Genomic DNA, 14,239 nt, shown 5'->3' with positions numbered 1-14,239 from the left:
GCCGTCGACACCCGAACATCCCGCCACACCGCGACCGTCCTCCACGGCCTGTACCGCACGGCCGTCCGCAGCACCCCCTGGCATCGCCCCACGAGACGCTCGCCGCCCTGCGCAACTGCGCCACCCGGCACAGCCTCGCCGCCGAGCGGCACGACGCCGGCGAAGCCATGCGCATCGAGCGCGCCCGGTGGGACGTCTTCGTTCACGCCGCCGCCAACCCACCGCTGTACGACGCCGTCAGGCACCTCACACCGGTCTGGCTGCGAGCACGCACCCTCCACACCGGCCTGAGCACCGCAGAGACTGCAACCTACGACGGACTGCTGACCGCCTGCAGCACCGGCAGGCAGCAGGACGCACCCCAGCACCTCGACCAGTACCGGGACCGGCTGCTTCACTGCCCCACTTGAGCCGCGGCGCCCGACACGCGGCCGCATCCAGACGCCCGACCGCCGCCCGGCCACGGCAGGACCGGCCGGTCCGGCTAGGCGGTCGAGGCGTCGTGAAGGTGGTACAGGGGTGACGTGCGGGCTCCGCGCAGACGCTTGGCGTTGATGGCCTTCATGCCGACGTGCAGGGCGGTGGTGTGGTTGCGGTAGGCGTCCTCGATCGGCAGGTAGTAGGTCAGGTTGAAGTAGGCGAAGGGGGCCGCGCGGTCGGCGTCGATGCCGACCGCGCGCAGCCAGGTGGTGGGCCCGTAGTGGTAGTGGAGGGCGAAGCCCGTCATGGAGCCGTCGTGGTAGGTGCCGATGACCCGGGCATGTCGGCCCATGGCTTCGGCTTGGCGGTGCAGCACCTTGACCATGACGTCTTCGGTGTCGTCGGCGCGGCCGTGGGAGGTCTGGAGGAGTGAGAGGAGGCGGCCCGCCTCGGCGTAACAGTCGGCCAGCGGAAGGGTTCTGACCGTGTGGCCGGCGTCGTTGAAGGCGGCACGTTCACGGCGGATGACGACGCGTCGCTTGGACGACAGGCCGGCGAGGTAGTCGTTGAAGCCATGTCCGGTCAGGGGGATGGTGGCGTCGTCCTCGACGACATCGGGCCGGCACGGGTAGAGGGGGCCGAGCTGGTCGGCGGCGGCCCGGGTGAGGTAGGGCCACCAGTGGTGGGTGCCGTGGTCGCGCGCGAAGGAGCGGATGGCGTCGCGGAGTTCCTCCAGGACCATGCGGCGGCCGGGCTGTGAGAGATCGGGCTCGGTCAGCGGCATGTTGTGGTAGCCCCGGCGGCTGCCGGCGATGACGTCGGGGGCGGGGTCGGTGCCGGGCCTGTAGTTGGCGTTGGGTTCGTCGTGGACGAGGTAGAGGGGGGCGGCGGCCAGGAGGGTTCCCGAGGTGTCGCGGACCAGGGCGTACGCGGGGTGTGCGGTGGGGTCGTCCTCCTCGCCGGCGAGCCATCGGTGGGACGCGTAGAGGTTGCCGGTGCGGTGGGCGAGACGTTCCCACTCGGCCGGTTCGACGTCATGGATGCTGTGGACGATCTCGGTGTTCAACGGCGTGGGTTCCTTCTGCGGTGCCGGTTGGGGGATTTGAGGGCGGGGACCGCCGCGAGGGCGAGGAGGCAGGCGGCGGCCTGGGCCAGCCAGGGCAGTAGCTGCCCGTGGGCGAGCAGGGTGGTGAACAGGGCCGGGGCGGCGATGAATCCGGCGGAGAAGGAGAGCTGGAACAGGCTCTGCCGGGAGCCCTTCGCGGCCTGCGGGGTGAGAGTGACGGACAGTTCGTTGACGGCCGGGGAGATGAACACCTCGGCCAGGGAGAACACGACGATGCCCGCCATGAGCGCGGGCCACGCCGTGAAGCCCAGCAGGGGCAGCGCGGGGAGCGCGAACAGCGCCATGGCCGCGATCAGCAGCGTGTATCCGAGCGCGACGGCGGCGCGGGGACGTCGGGGGGCGAGGCGGGCGTTGAGCGGTGCGCCGAGGGCGGACACGAAGGCGGTGTTGACGATGAGGAGGATGCCGGCGGCGTAGGCCGGGAGATGCAGGCTGCGGGTGGTGTAGAGGGCGACGAGGACCGACAGCATGGCCTGTGCGAGGACGTAGGGGACGGTGCAGGCCACCAGGAGGAGGTAGCGGCGGTTGTGGTCGGCGCGGGTCACGTTCCCGGGTGTCGCCTCGACGGCGGGTGGGGGTGGAGTGGTGGTCAGCCCGGCGTAGCAGACGGCGGCCAGCAGGTAGAGCGGAGCCGCGAGTGCGACGAGCCAGGTCAGGGCGCGCGTCCCGAAGGCTGCGAGGAGAGCTGATGCCAGGGCGGCGCCGGCGCCGATCCCGGCGTTGCGGAGCGAGGACATGAAGGCGAACCAGGCCCTGCGCTGCTCAGGCGGTGTGGTGTGGGTGATGAGCGTGCGCTGGGCGGTGTAGAAGGCGTTGATGCCGGACTGCACGAGGAGGTAGCACAGGGCGACCTGCCAGGCGGTTCGGGCGGTCAGGAACGTGAGGAAGCCGGCAGCGGAGAGGATGTTCGCGCTCGTGGTGAGGTACTTGGGGCTGCGCCGGTCCATGACGTATCCGGCCAGGAAGGTGACCGGCAGTGCGGCGAACTGGCCGAGGGTGACGGCCGTGCCGACGGTGGCCATGGGCAGGTGCTGGACAGTGGTGAAGTACAGCAGCCCCAGCGGCAGGAGCATGCCGTTGCCGACGGAGTCGATGAGGTTTCCGGCAACGAGCCGCCGGTGCCCGGCGAGGGCGGGAAGCCCCAGCCTGCTGCGCCGGGCCGGTGCGATGGTGGCCGTCACGGGGTGAGGAGGGCGCGGATCTTGTCCACGGTGTCCGGGTTCGGGTATCCGGTTGTCTCGTGGAGGTTCTTGACCGTCTGGACGGTGTCCTCCTCACTGCCTTCTTCGGCGGTGAACACGGTGATGTGGCCGTGGTCGTGGCCGTCGATGACGAGCGCGTGACAGGTGACCAGGTCGAGAGCGCCGGCGAACTCGTTGCGGACCGCGTCCGGGATGCCCTGCGGGGTGAGGAACTCGATCGCCCACCGGCGCCCCGGCCCCGCATCCGGCTCGGCGTCCGGGGCGCCCAGAGCCATGCGGGCGAGGGTGCGGAAGGTGTTGGTGCGGGAGGCGGCGCAGGTCAGGGTGGTGGCACCGCCGATGCGCGGATTGAACTCCAGGATCTTGTAGCTGCCGTCGGCGTAGATCATGTCGACGTTGACGGAGCCGGTGACCTCCAAGGCGGTGCAGACGGCCGTGAGCCGGTCGGCGACGGGCCGGAACTCGGCGTCCTCGCGGGGGCGCGGGCCGCACCAGCGCAGGTCGGCGAAGGTGAACACCGGCGTCGCGTCGGCGCGCCCGGTCCATACGAGCGGGCCGACACGGTAGGCGCCGGGCGCGCCGACGATGTCGACCGAGCACAGGTCGCCGGTGACGGCCTGTTCGATCACGGCGGAGACGGGCGGCGGGTCGGCGAGGTAGGCGTCGAGGTCGCCCGGGCCGGTAAGGGCGCGGATGCCCATGCTGGTGGAGTCCCAGATCGGCTTGGACAGCAGCGGGTAGCCGGTCCTGGCGGCCTGGAGGCGCAGGGCGTCGGCGTATCCGGGGACGGGCAGGCCGCGTCCGGCGAGGAGGTCGGAGTCCGCGCGGAAGCCCGCGGGCACCTCCAGTCCGTGCCGGAGGAGGAGCTGCTTGGTCTCCCACTTGTCGGTCAGCAGCAGCGTGGCGGCCAGCGGCGTCATGATCGTGGGGATGCCGGCCCCTTCGAGAATCTGCTGGACGGCGGCATCGCGTACGGCGTTCTCGCAGGGGAGGCTGATCGACACCGCGGCGTCGGCGCCCCATGCGGTGACCTGGTCGGCCAGGGCGCGGGGGGTGATGTCCGCGGCGATGCGGATGCGTTCGCCGGGGAAGTCGGCGTCGGTGGCGTCGCCGTGTGTGTGGAAGAGGCCGCAGGCGATGCTCTCGGCGGTGAGTTCGGTGACGGCTTGCTGGATGTAGGGGTCGGCGCGCTGGATGTCCACGGAGCGCAGGAACGCGATCTTCTTCACGGGGGCTCAGCTCACTTTCACGACGGTGCGGGCGGCGGCCTGCTCGGCGAGTCGGGCCGCTTCGGAGGAATTGGCGGCGGTGGCGATGATGTGGGCGAGGCGGGCGGAGGAGTCGGCGGGGTCGTTCACGTACTGGCCCGGGGCGAGGTGGAGTTCGTGCCGGGTACCGGGCATCGGGGGGATGCGGATGTCGTGGAGGGTTCCGGCGTGGGGGGCGAGGACGAAGCGGATCGCTGCGGCCTGCTGCCGGGTGGGGGCGGTGTCGGGGATCTGCCCGGCGATCGCCCGGAGGTAGGCGGCGGCCTCGCTGATGCCGGTGGCTGCTTCGACCAGTTCGCAGATGTTCCCGCCGGGCAGGCGGGCTCCGGTCTCGATGACCACGGGATCGACGGCGCGCGGGGTGAGCTTGAGTTCGGTGTGGGCGATGCCGTTGCGGATGCCGACGGCGAGGGCCGCTCGGGCGGCGGTGTGCTGGATACGGCGGACCAGGCTCGGCGGGATGCCGGCCGGGCAGGTGTGTCCGGTCTCGATGCGGTAGCGGCCGGGGGTGGTGTCCTTGCGCACCACCGGCAGGGGGTAGGGGACGCCGCCGACCACGATCGTGTCGGCGGAGTACTCGTCGCCGGGCACGTACTCCTGGATCAGGACGCGCCGGTCCAGGGGCAGGCCGTGCGGGAGTGCCCGTGCGAACTGCTGGGCGGCCTGGACGGCGTCGGTGAGCTGGTCGGGGCCGTCGACCACGCGCACGCCCCAGGAGCCGCCCTGCTCGGCGGGCTTGACGACCAGAGGCCAGCCCAGGCCGTGTGAGGCGGCCACGTGGTGCGCGTGCTCGGCATCCCGGGCGAGGGCCCAGCGGGGTGCGGGGACGTCGGCGGCGTGGAACGCCTCCGCCATGACGATCTTGTTGCGGGGGGCCTGCGCCACGAGGGGGTCGTTGCCCGGCAGGTTCAGCATCGCGGCGAGCGGAGCGGCGAGGTGGCTGAGCAGCTCCCAGCAGACGCCGACGGCGGTGACGGGGCGGCTCAGGCAGAAGGCCTTCATGTCCGCCAGGGCGCGCCCGGTGTCGGCGAGATCGGTGAAGCAGACGTCGGCGAGCGCGCCGGTCAGCCAGGCCGGATAGGTGTCGTAGATGTCCTTGTGGGTGGCCGCGTACAGGCTGATGCCCAACTGGTGGGCGGCTTCGACGACGAAGCGTCCGGCGTTGCCCATCGGCTCGATGACGAGTACTCCGGCGGGCGTGTTCCCCCTGTAGGTGTCCATTGGATCACTACAGCCGGGGCGGCATTGTACCGTCCACCGGCGTGTCGTCCGAAATCAACACGCCCGCGATGCGCGGAAGTTGGAGCAAGAACCGAAGGGAGCGGCTCGCGGAGCAGCCGACTTGGTGGACCTTGCCCATGGCTTCAACAAAACGTTGCGTGCTCGAATCTCGGGTGCAAGGTCACTGAACGAACAGCCCGAACGGGGGAGTTCACCGTGAACAGCCTGCGCACCCAGCTCGCCGAGTACATCGACCAGGGCGTGATACCGCCCTACCAGTACTCCTATCCGCCCCGCTCCACGTACCGGCCGCTGGACGGCGACGCCTTCGGCATCCGCGAGGTCTGGGACCGCGACCTGCTCAACCACAGGACCCCGGCCCTGAACCTGTACCTGCACGTGCCGTTCTGCAAGTACAAGTGCGGCTTCTGCAACCTGTACACGATCATCTCGACCGATCAGGACGTCTACGACGCGTACACCGACGCCCTGTGTACCCAGATCCGGGACCATGCGGACATCATCCGCGCCCGCCGTCTGCGCACCATCTACATCGGCGGCGGCACTCCGGCGCTGCTGTCGACGCGGCACTTCGAGCAGATCTTCGACACGATCACGGAGGTCTACCCGAACTGGCGCTCCACCACGGAAGAGGTCGCGGTGGAGGCCACCCCGGACTCGATCGTCGCCGATCCGGACGGGTTCGGGCGCCTGCTGCAGATGGGCCTGACCCGGGCGAACATCGGCATCCAGTCCCTGGTGCCCAAGGAGATCCGGGAAGCCGGACGCGGCCAGGCCGGCGAGGACGTCATCCGCGAGGCCGTGCGGATCGTCCAGGAACTGGGCCTGCCGGACCTGTCCACCGACCTCATCATGGGCTTCGCCGGACAGACCCCCGAGACCTGGCGGCACTCGGTCGAAGAGCTGGCCGAGCTGGGCCCCACCACCATCTCCACGTACTTCCTCACCGTCCGCCCCGACGCCTGGTTCTCCAGGACCGGCGCCTACCAGTACATGTGGCAGCCCGAGCTGTACGAGCGCTACGACTACGCCCGCAAGGTGTTCACCGACCACGGCTATGTGCAGGAAGGCTCCGTCCGCTACAAGAAGCCCGGACGTGGCGGATACGTGCAGAAGGTCCTCACCTTCCAGGGCGTTCCCCTGCTCGGCCTCGGTGTCGGAGCCCGCTCCTACACCAGCGTGCTCGACTACATGACCGGGTCGGTCAAGCCGTCGGCGGCCGAGGTCGCCGACTACATCCACAAGGCCAGGAACCACGAACTCCGGCCCACCACCGGCTTCGTGCTCTCCGACGAGGAACTGGTCCGCAAACGCCTCGTCCTGGACGCCTTCGATCTCAATCTGGGCGAACTCGAACACCACGGCCTCGACAAGATCCGCGGCGAGGTCGAAGCCGTCCTCGACGCGGCCGAACACAACGGGCTCATCCACCGGTTCGGCAACCGCGTCCAGCTCACCCCGACGGGCTTCAAGTACCGGGACATCCTGTCCTGGATGTTCTACTCCGAGGACGTCAAGGGCCTCGACAGCGAGTACTACGAGGGCCTGCACGCCGCGAACCAGCGCGCGAAGAAGAACATGGGCGCCGTCCCGGTCCGCATCACCGGCATCGACCTCAAGGACACCGCGTGAGCGATCTGTACGCCGCCGCCGGCGGCGGAGGCGACCCGCTCGGCACCTGCATCGCCGCCTCCGTCATCAGCCCCGGCGCCCGGTCCACGATCGCCACCTACGCCTGGGAACGCCCCGAAGTCGACCCCACCCCGGGGCCGCTCGGCTTCCGCGACTTCACCCGCCTCGCCACCAGCGCGGTCGGCGTGTTCGTCGACGAGGCGACCGGCGTGCTGCCCCCGGCCGGATCCACGCTGCCCGGGCTCGCTGCCGAACTGCCCGCACGGCTGCTGCTCCTGGACCCGTGGCAGGGCGTGAGCGCACTGGCCGATCAGTTCCGCCAGGCGCTGGCCCGCGGGTTCGAGCACGTACGGATCGTCGACATCGGCGGGGACATCCTCACGCACGGCCGTGAGGCCACCCTGTGCTCGCCCCTGGTCGACGCACTGACCCTGGCCGCCTGCCATCTCGCCGGCGCGCCGGGCACCGTGTACGTCGCGGGCCCCGGTGCCGACGGGGAGATCCCCCAGGACGTACTCCTTGAGCGGCTTCCCGGCCCCCGGCTCACGGTGTCGGCCGACGACGCGGACACGGCGGCCGGTGCCCTTGCGTGGCATCCGTCGGAGGCCTCCGCGCTGTTCGCGGCCGCCGTGCACGGCGTACGGGGCACGGTCCGCACCGTCGGCCGGCAGCTCGACCTCACCGAGGAGTCCGCGCGGATCCATCACCTGCCCCTGGCCGACGCGATCGCCCACAATCCCGTCGCGCAGGCCCTGGTCGAGACCCGGCCGGGCACCCTGGCCGAGGCGGCCGACCTGTCCGAGAAGATCACCGGCATCCATGAGATCAACCGCGAGCACCGTCCGGAGGGTATTCCTGCACCCCCGAAACCCAAGGCCCTCCCCGCCGACGCCGCACAGGCCCTCGCCGTGATCCGGGAGGCCGCCGGCGGTGCCCGGCACTGCACACTCCGGTTCGCCGCACACCAATGCGGCCTGGCCTGGAGGCAGATCCCCGCCCTGCGGTCCCTGCTCCACGCCCGGGGCCCGCTGCTCGACCTGCACGACAGGACCTGAACACCGCTGTGGGTGCCGTCAGAGCCTGACGGCACCCACACCTTCCTGCCGTGCGCTACGCCCCGGGACGGAGTCCATCGTCACGTTCACCAGCAGGCCGGAGAGCGTCCGTACGGCGTCCCCGACCCGGCGCCGACGCACCCGGGTTCGCCCCCCCGCGTTGGTGTTGTGGAGTGGGGACTGGTAGGCATGGGACGTGCGATTTGAGAGTGTTCCCATGCCCGCGGGGATTGAGGCGCGGCCTCGGGATGTTCGTGGGTACCCCGTCCCGGCCATCACCCCGTGGGAGGGGGACGAGCCGCAGTTCGCGCTCACGGACTACGAGCGCAGCGCCGAGTGCGCGCGGAAGCGGCTGTGTTCCGTGTGCAACCGGCTCATGCCGCAGGGGCCGGTGTGGCGCGTGGTCGGGTCTGGGGAGAGTGCGGCGATCGGGGACGCGTTCGCTGCCGGACGGCCCTACCGCAATCTCGCGCCGACACTGGAGGGCCCGGGACACCGTGCGTGCATGCTGTACGCCGCGATGGTGTGCCCGTATCTCGCCCGGCCCAACGCGCGACGCGGACTGTCGGCTGCCCAGCCGGACGAGTTCACCTCGCACGTGGTGCGGGGCACCGCCCGCGGCGCGATGGGCGCTGTGGTGGGGTTCGCGGAGTACGAGTACGCCGTCACCAGCAGCCAGGTGCTGTTCCGCTTCCTCGACGTCGTCGAGTTCCTGCCGCACGACACGGCCGACGCGCACCTGGACGAACTGCGGGCCGAGCTCGCCCGGATGACGGAGTGACAGCGCACTCCGCCGCTCGGACTGGCCCGGCCCGTTCCGGCGCCCGCCGTCAGGGACGGTAGGCCGCCAGACCCACCGTCTTCGTGACCTTCGTCGGGTGGCCCGTGCCGTTGGACGGCAGGGTCACCGTGCCGGAGGGGGTGCGCGCCGCGAGCGTCTTGCCGTCGGGGGACCAGGCCGGCTCGGTGTAGTCGGTGGTGGCGTGCGGGGTGAGGTCCCTCACCTTGTTGTGGGTGAAGTCCTCGACGAAGAGGTGGTCGTGGCCGGCGACCGAGCGGACGAACACGACCTCTTCCTCGTTGGGCGACAGCGCCGGCTGGGAGCCCTTGGTCAGCTTGCCACCCTGCTGGCGCGTGTAGTCGTCGCGGATGTAGACGTCACCGGTGTTGACGTTGGCGTAGACCGCGGTGCCGTAGTGCCCGGCCGCGTTCGGCCACACGTTGCCGGTCTGCGGCAGCGGCGGGACGTCCGGGCCGGGCTCGCCGTACAGGGACAGCGTCTTGGGCGTGCCGTGCACGGCCTTGGCGGAGATGTACTTCAGCCGGGACACACCGCCCGCGCGGGCCGCGAAGATGAGGTTGTCCTTGGCGGGGAGGCCGACCTGCGAGTCCTTCGCGGTCACCTGCCAGGTGGGGTGGGACCAGTTCTGGCCACCGGGGTTCTTCGCGACGACGACGCGCCCGCTGCCGTCGGGGTTGGCGACGTCCAGGTTCCCCGAGCCGTCGATGAAGGCGGCCTTGGCACCGTTCGGGGACCAGGCGAGATCGCGGACGGGCACACCGAAGTTCACCTGGTGGCCGTTGATCAGTACGTACTTGCTGCCATTGCTGATGGTCAGGGTTCCGCGCGAGGCACCGGTGGCGGCCGAGGCGGCGCCGGAGGCGCCCATCAGCGCGGTGCCGGTCACGGCGGCGGCCACGCTGATGGCGACAGCGGTGGCTCGGATGCGTGTGGTCATGAGTGATTCCCCCAGGAACGTCGACGGGTCGTGTGCTGCATCAACGCCAGAGCCGCGCCACTGTCCCCCGGGGCCGTCGAAGGCCACGCGACCGCCTGCCGCTCTGCTCAGGAGCAAAGCCTGGCAGACCACGATCTTGGAATGGTTCGCTCGGTGTCACAGGCCCGTAACACGAGCGGTGTCCGTAACATCGAGTGGTCCGTATGTTCAGGGAACGGGAGTGCCGTTCATGGGCGGCGTGGGGCGGTTCAGGCGCCGGACGACGTCGATGCCGCTGCCCGAGGGGGCTGCGGGTGGTACCGCACATGCACCGCGGCCGAGCGGTCCTCTCCACCGAGCAGGTCGAGTCGGACGGGGGTGCCCCCGGGGTTGTCGAACAGCCGGATCCCGTCACCGAGCAGCACCGGCGCGATATGCAGGTCGATCCGGTCGATCAATCCGCGTTCAAGAAGCTGGCGGCCGATCGTGGGCGAGAAGACCTCGAGGTTCTTGCCGTCGGCGGCGTGCAGACCGATCCGGACCGCCTCGGCCGCATCGCAGTTCAGGAATGTCACGCCCTCTGCGGGCTGAGCGTCTTCGGGGTGATGGGTGAGGACGAACAGGGGTCCCTGCCAGGCGCCGCCGTAGATGGTGCCCGGGTCGGGGTGGGCGTCCCAGCCGTCCCGGCCTCCCAGCACGGCGCCGGTGGTCCCGGCGTACTCCTCGACGAGGCCGGGGCGCAGCGAGACCCCTGTCATCCAGTCCATCGCATGATTCGGCCCCGCCACGAACCCGTCCAAGGACATCGTGAAGTGCCAGAGCACCTTGCCTCCGTCGGTCCGCCGTTCTGCGTCCGTCGACGACGGTGCGGGGACGGCGTCGACACTCTGCGGGGTCTGTGATGCGGACATGGCCGATCCTCTCCTGGGTGGTCCTCGCACTCCTGGACCCCGCGCACCCCCGAAACTCATCGCACAGCACCAACGTCAGTGCCGCGGGAGAATCCCTCAGAACCCGGCCGCAGGCCCGTCGTAGGCCGCGTTCAGGGCCTGCGTGCGATCCGTGTAGCCGGTGATGCGGATGATCAGCCCGTCCACGACGTCGAGGACCTGATACACGAGTGCGCCCGATCCAGGCGTGGACGCGGTGCCGTGGAGCCACAGCCCGAGGACTATGGCCCCGGGGTACATGAACGTCTCCTCGACCGTCACCCCCGACAGGCGGGTGTGAAGCCGGGCGCAGCGACTGAGGACGCGCGAGCGGCCGCGGCACACGAGTGTGCCTGGTCGGGGCGCTCTCCAATGGACGTGCGGGTGCAGGGCTTCGGCCAGGAGCTGCCAGTCGGCGTTGCCCACGGCCCTGCGCAGGTGAGCGGTGACGGTGCTGAGGCCAGGTCCTCGGCTGGATGACATGTGGTCCTCTCCGAGTCAGGTGGCGCGTCACTGCCGCAAACGGTCGAATGCGTCGGCCAAAGAGTGACTGCACCCCACCCCGCGATCCATTGAGCATTGAAATATGTGACTGTGCAATGATTTCGCGAGCGAGTCCGCTGGGGTGATCAGGCAGGCGCGACCTCCTTACGGGGCCGGGCTGAGCGGGTCGTCGACCAACCCGGCCAGGGGACCGGCTTCGCCCGACGGATCGAGGGCGGGACGAGGTTGTCGGCGGCCGAGGTCAGTGCCCTCAGTGCTGGTACGAGACCGGCACGTTCCCGTGCGGGCAGGCGCTCGACCAGCGCCCGGATCGCCGCGCGCCGGTGGCCGAGGGCGCGGTCGACCAGCCCCTGCCCCTCTCGTGTCAGCCGCAGCACGACCTCGCGACGGTTGTCCGGGTTGACGCGCCGGTCGATGAGCCCGAGGGATTCGAGGCGTTCGACCATGCGCAGGGCCGCGGAGGGGTTGACCCCGAGGGTGGCGGCCATCGCCTCGCGGTCCGGGCCCTCCTCCTCGGCCTCCGGGGTCAACGGGGACTCATCCCGATGTGCTTCCGGCCGGCCCTCGGGCATCTCGTTCCCCTCTCCTCGTCGGCGGCCGCGGACTTCACCGGCCACCCGCAGCGACCATTGCAGACTGCAATGACAAACTGTCGGCATGCCGGACCATGCGGGCGCTACGGCTCCGGCGTCAAGGGTGATGACCGTGGAGGCCGAGCCGACATGCGAAGCGTATTCCTTCGTCTGTCTGCGCCGTGGGCACGCCTGGGAGGGCGAGTACGAGATCCGGCACGTCCGGGACGCCGCCGGATGCCTGCGTGCCGACTATTACGTCGTGAAGCACCGGCTATTACGTCCAGCCAGCTTCACGAGTCCCGCATGCTGCGCATCGGCGGACCGCTCTTCCACTACGCGCTGCTCCTCGTCATCGGCGGCCATGTGGTGGGGCTGCTCGTCCCGGAGGCGTCACCCTGCGCCTGCGGATCAGCGAGGCCCGGTTGCACGCGGTCGCCCTGGACATGGGCGGCGCGGCGGGCATCGCGGCGGGCGTCGCGGCGGTGACCGGCCTCGCGATCCTGCTGTATTGGAGGCTGCGCGTTCCCGCCGTACGCCGGGCGACCAGCCGCAGCTACCTAGCCGTCCCCGCTCCTGACCCTCGTCCTGCTCGCCGGACTCACCGCCACAGCCTCGTCGGTGACCGACCCCTACGACTACCGGCTCGGTGTCGCCGTCTGGTTCCGCAGCCTGTTCACCCTCGACCCCGATGTCACCGCGCCGGCACACGCGCCCCTCGTCCACCAGGGGCACGCGCTCCTCGCCCTCGCCCTGATCGCTCTGTGGCCGTTCAGCCGCATGGTCCATGCCTTCGCCGTACCGCTCGGCTACGCGACCCGCCCCTACGTCTTGTACCGCTTCCGCGGCCGGGCCACCGGTCGTGGGGCGCGGCCCGTCACCGCACGCCGGCGGGTGTGACGAGGAGGCCGCCGACGAAGGTGTGGGTCGGCGCGAGGTCGCGCAGGGTGCCGCTGGGGCAGTGGGCGGGGTCCCGGTCCCAGACGGTGAGGTCGGCGAAGCGGCCGGGGGCGAGGGTGCCGCGCAGGTGCTCCTCGCCGTTCAGCCGGGCGGCCTGGGTGGTGTGCAGGGCGAGCGCCTCGTCGTAGGAGATGGCGTGCTCGGGGCCCTTGACGCCGATGACGGTCTGCCGGGTGGTCATGCCCCACACGGAGCGCATCGCACCGAACTGGCCGACGGGGAAGTCGGATCCGGCACTGACCTTTGCGCCCAGGTCGATCCAGCCCCGGGCGGGGAAGAGACGCGCGACGCGCTCCGGGCCCCAGAAGCCCTCCTCCACCTCGGCGGTGTCGTGCAGCAGCGGCTGCTGGATGGTGACGGGGATGCCCAGGGCGACGGCGCGGGCGCGCTGCTCGGGGCCGGCCAGACCGCCGTGCTCCATCACGAGCGTGCCGGCGGGCAGGCCCGGGTTGCGCTCGAGGACGCGCTCGTAGACGTCCAGGAGGACACGGACCGCGCGGTCGCCGTAGGCGTGGGTGCCGACCCGCCAGCCTCGCCGGACCACGGCCTCGACCGCCTCGACCAGCGCGTCGGGCTCCCAGGTCAGCATCCCGGAGAAGGAGTGGTCGCACGCGTACGGCTCCTCCGTGGCCCCCGCCTCCAGACCGCCGTCGAGGCCGAACTTCACTCCCCACACGCGCAGCCACGGGTCGGAGCTGTAGCGCCAGTCCTCCATGACGTCGAGCAGGTCCTCCACCTGGGCCCTGCCGGTCAGGCCGAGCGCCGAGACCAGAGCCCGCACCCTGGTGTTCAGCGCTCCCGCAGCACGGGCCGCCAGGAGCACCCGGTAGTCCTCGGGGGAGACCGCGCAGTCGCGCACGGTGCCGATGCCGGTGGCGGCGTAGTCGCCGCTGGCCAGGCGCAGTCCGTCGATGCGCTGGGCCCGGTCCGGGGCCGGGACCAGGTGCTCCACCAGCCCCAGGGCATTGTCGATCAGCCGGCCGTCCAGCCTGCCGTCGGCGTCGCGGCCGATGATGCCGCCCGGTGGTACGGGGGTGTCCTCGGTGATGCCCGCCAGGCGCAGTGCACAGGTGTTGACGACGTCGTTGTGGCCGCCGCGCTTGACCAGGACCGGATGCCGGTCGGTGGCCCGGTCGAGTTCGGCAGCGGTGGGCATGCGGCGCTCGGCCAGGTTGAGTTCCTGCCAGTTGGTGGTGGTGCGGATCCACTGGCCCGCGGGGGTGGTCTCGGCATGCTGCCGGATCAGGTCCAGGAATTCGGGGATGGTACGGGTCTGGTGGACGGGAACATCGTGAGCGCCGAGCGCGGCGAAGATCAGGTGGGTGTGGGTGTCGTCGAACGCGGGCAGCACCGTGGCGCCGGGCAGGTCATGGGCCGTGGTGCGTGAACTCACCCAGTGGTCCAGGCCGTTCGGGTCGGGTGACACGGCCGCGACACGGTCGCCGCGCACCGCCAGCGCCCGCTGCGGGGCCCGGCCGGGCACCAGGGTGTGCACCGCAGCGGCTCGGATCAGCAGATCGGCTCCGTGGTCGGTCATCGCATTCTCCACCGGATCTCGAAGGTTTCGTTCGGAGCGTGCCGGGGGCCGCGGGAGACCGGACCGGTGGTCCG

General features: G+C 70.9%; 13 protein-coding genes and 1 pseudogene. 5 read left to right on the top strand and 9 right to left on the bottom strand.

Annotated features, from left to right (window positions below; genetic code table 11):
* The first annotated feature begins 167 nt into the window (after positions 1-167).
* Positions 168-410 (top strand): hypothetical protein, encoded by a 243-nt coding sequence (locus AB0H32_RS14610; protein WP_361119350.1) that lies wholly within the window; start codon positions 168-170, stop codon positions 408-410.
* 74 nt (positions 411-484) lie between these two features.
* Here the strand turns inward: AB0H32_RS14610 and AB0H32_RS14605 are convergent, their stop codons facing one another.
* From AB0H32_RS14605 to AB0H32_RS14590, 4 genes are read right to left on the bottom strand one after another with little or no spacing between them, the layout of a single operon-like run.
* Positions 485-1,486: a peptidogalycan biosysnthesis protein gene (locus tag AB0H32_RS14605; RefSeq protein ID WP_361119349.1), complete on the bottom strand. Its 1,002-nt coding sequence runs from the start codon at positions 1,484-1,486 to the stop codon at positions 485-487.
* Positions 1,483-2,727: an MFS transporter gene (locus AB0H32_RS14600; RefSeq protein ID WP_361119347.1), complete on the bottom strand. Its 1,245-nt coding sequence runs from the start codon at positions 2,725-2,727 to the stop codon at positions 1,483-1,485. Before AB0H32_RS14600 ends, AB0H32_RS14605 begins: the two co-directional genes overlap by 4 nt.
* A complete protein-coding gene (locus tag AB0H32_RS14595; RefSeq protein ID WP_361119345.1) occupies positions 2,724-3,977 on the bottom strand; it encodes an ATP-grasp domain-containing protein in 1,254 nt (417 codons plus the stop codon). The genes AB0H32_RS14600 and AB0H32_RS14595 overlap by 4 nt, the downstream gene beginning before the upstream one ends.
* Positions 3,978-3,983: 6 nt before the next feature.
* The gene (locus tag AB0H32_RS14590; RefSeq protein WP_361119343.1) at positions 3,984-5,237 is read right to left on the bottom strand and encodes an ATP-grasp domain-containing protein; all 1,254 of its coding nucleotides are present in this window, start codon (positions 5,235-5,237) and stop codon (positions 3,984-3,986) included.
* 216 nt (positions 5,238-5,453) lie between these two features.
* On the opposite strand from AB0H32_RS14590, the gene AB0H32_RS14585 reads away from it, so the two are divergent.
* From AB0H32_RS14585 to AB0H32_RS14575, 3 genes are all read left to right on the top strand, one after another.
* On the top strand, positions 5,454-6,890 hold the full coding sequence (locus AB0H32_RS14585) for a radical SAM protein (RefSeq protein ID WP_361119341.1): 1,437 nt from the start codon (positions 5,454-5,456) through the stop codon (positions 6,888-6,890).
* The gene (locus tag AB0H32_RS14580; protein ID WP_361119339.1) at positions 6,887-7,945 is read left to right on the top strand and encodes a DUF1152 domain-containing protein; all 1,059 of its coding nucleotides are present in this window, start codon (positions 6,887-6,889) and stop codon (positions 7,943-7,945) included. Before AB0H32_RS14585 ends, AB0H32_RS14580 begins: the two co-directional genes overlap by 4 nt.
* 217 nt (positions 7,946-8,162) lie before the next feature.
* Positions 8,163-8,726: a hypothetical protein gene (locus AB0H32_RS14575; RefSeq protein WP_361119337.1), complete on the top strand. Its 564-nt coding sequence runs from the start codon at positions 8,163-8,165 to the stop codon at positions 8,724-8,726.
* Between the two features lie 49 nt (positions 8,727-8,775).
* On the opposite strand, the gene AB0H32_RS14570 is transcribed toward AB0H32_RS14575, so the two are convergent.
* The 4 genes from AB0H32_RS14570 to AB0H32_RS14555 all read right to left on the bottom strand — a co-directional run bounded on the left by AB0H32_RS14570 (position 8,776) and on the right by AB0H32_RS14555 (position 11,626).
* Complete coding sequence (locus AB0H32_RS14570; RefSeq protein ID WP_361119335.1) at positions 8,776-9,684, bottom strand: hypothetical protein; 909 nt, start codon at positions 9,682-9,684, stop codon at positions 8,776-8,778.
* A 248-nt stretch (positions 9,685-9,932) separates the two neighbouring features.
* Positions 9,933-10,574, bottom strand: coding sequence for a dihydrofolate reductase family protein (locus tag AB0H32_RS14565; RefSeq protein ID WP_361119333.1), 642 nt, complete (start codon positions 10,572-10,574; stop codon positions 9,933-9,935).
* Positions 10,575-10,670: 96 nt separating this feature from the next.
* Complete coding sequence (locus AB0H32_RS14560; RefSeq protein ID WP_361119331.1) at positions 10,671-11,075, bottom strand: hypothetical protein; 405 nt, start codon at positions 11,073-11,075, stop codon at positions 10,671-10,673.
* Positions 11,076-11,221: 146 nt separating this feature from the next.
* A complete protein-coding gene (locus AB0H32_RS14555) occupies positions 11,222-11,626 on the bottom strand; it encodes a MarR family transcriptional regulator (protein ID WP_361119329.1) in 405 nt (134 codons plus the stop codon).
* Positions 11,627-11,950: 324 nt separating this feature from the next.
* Between AB0H32_RS14555 and narI the strand changes: the two are divergent.
* Positions 11,951-12,568 (top strand): annotated as a pseudogene (gene narI, locus AB0H32_RS14550) (respiratory nitrate reductase subunit gamma); the annotation flags it as partial.
* Here narI and AB0H32_RS14545 read toward each other — a convergent pair.
* Positions 12,546-14,165 (bottom strand): amidohydrolase family protein, encoded by a 1,620-nt coding sequence (locus tag AB0H32_RS14545; RefSeq protein ID WP_361119327.1) that lies wholly within the window; start codon positions 14,163-14,165, stop codon positions 12,546-12,548. The pseudogene narI and the gene AB0H32_RS14545 sit on opposite strands and share 23 nt — an antisense overlap.
* Positions 14,166-14,239 lie beyond the last annotated feature (74 nt).

It is taken from the genome of Streptomyces sp. NPDC020362 (assembly GCF_040642095.1).
Classification (GTDB): Bacteria; Actinomycetota; Actinomycetes; order Streptomycetales; family Streptomycetaceae; genus Streptomyces.
This window is presented reverse-complemented; position numbering and strand designations above follow the sequence as displayed.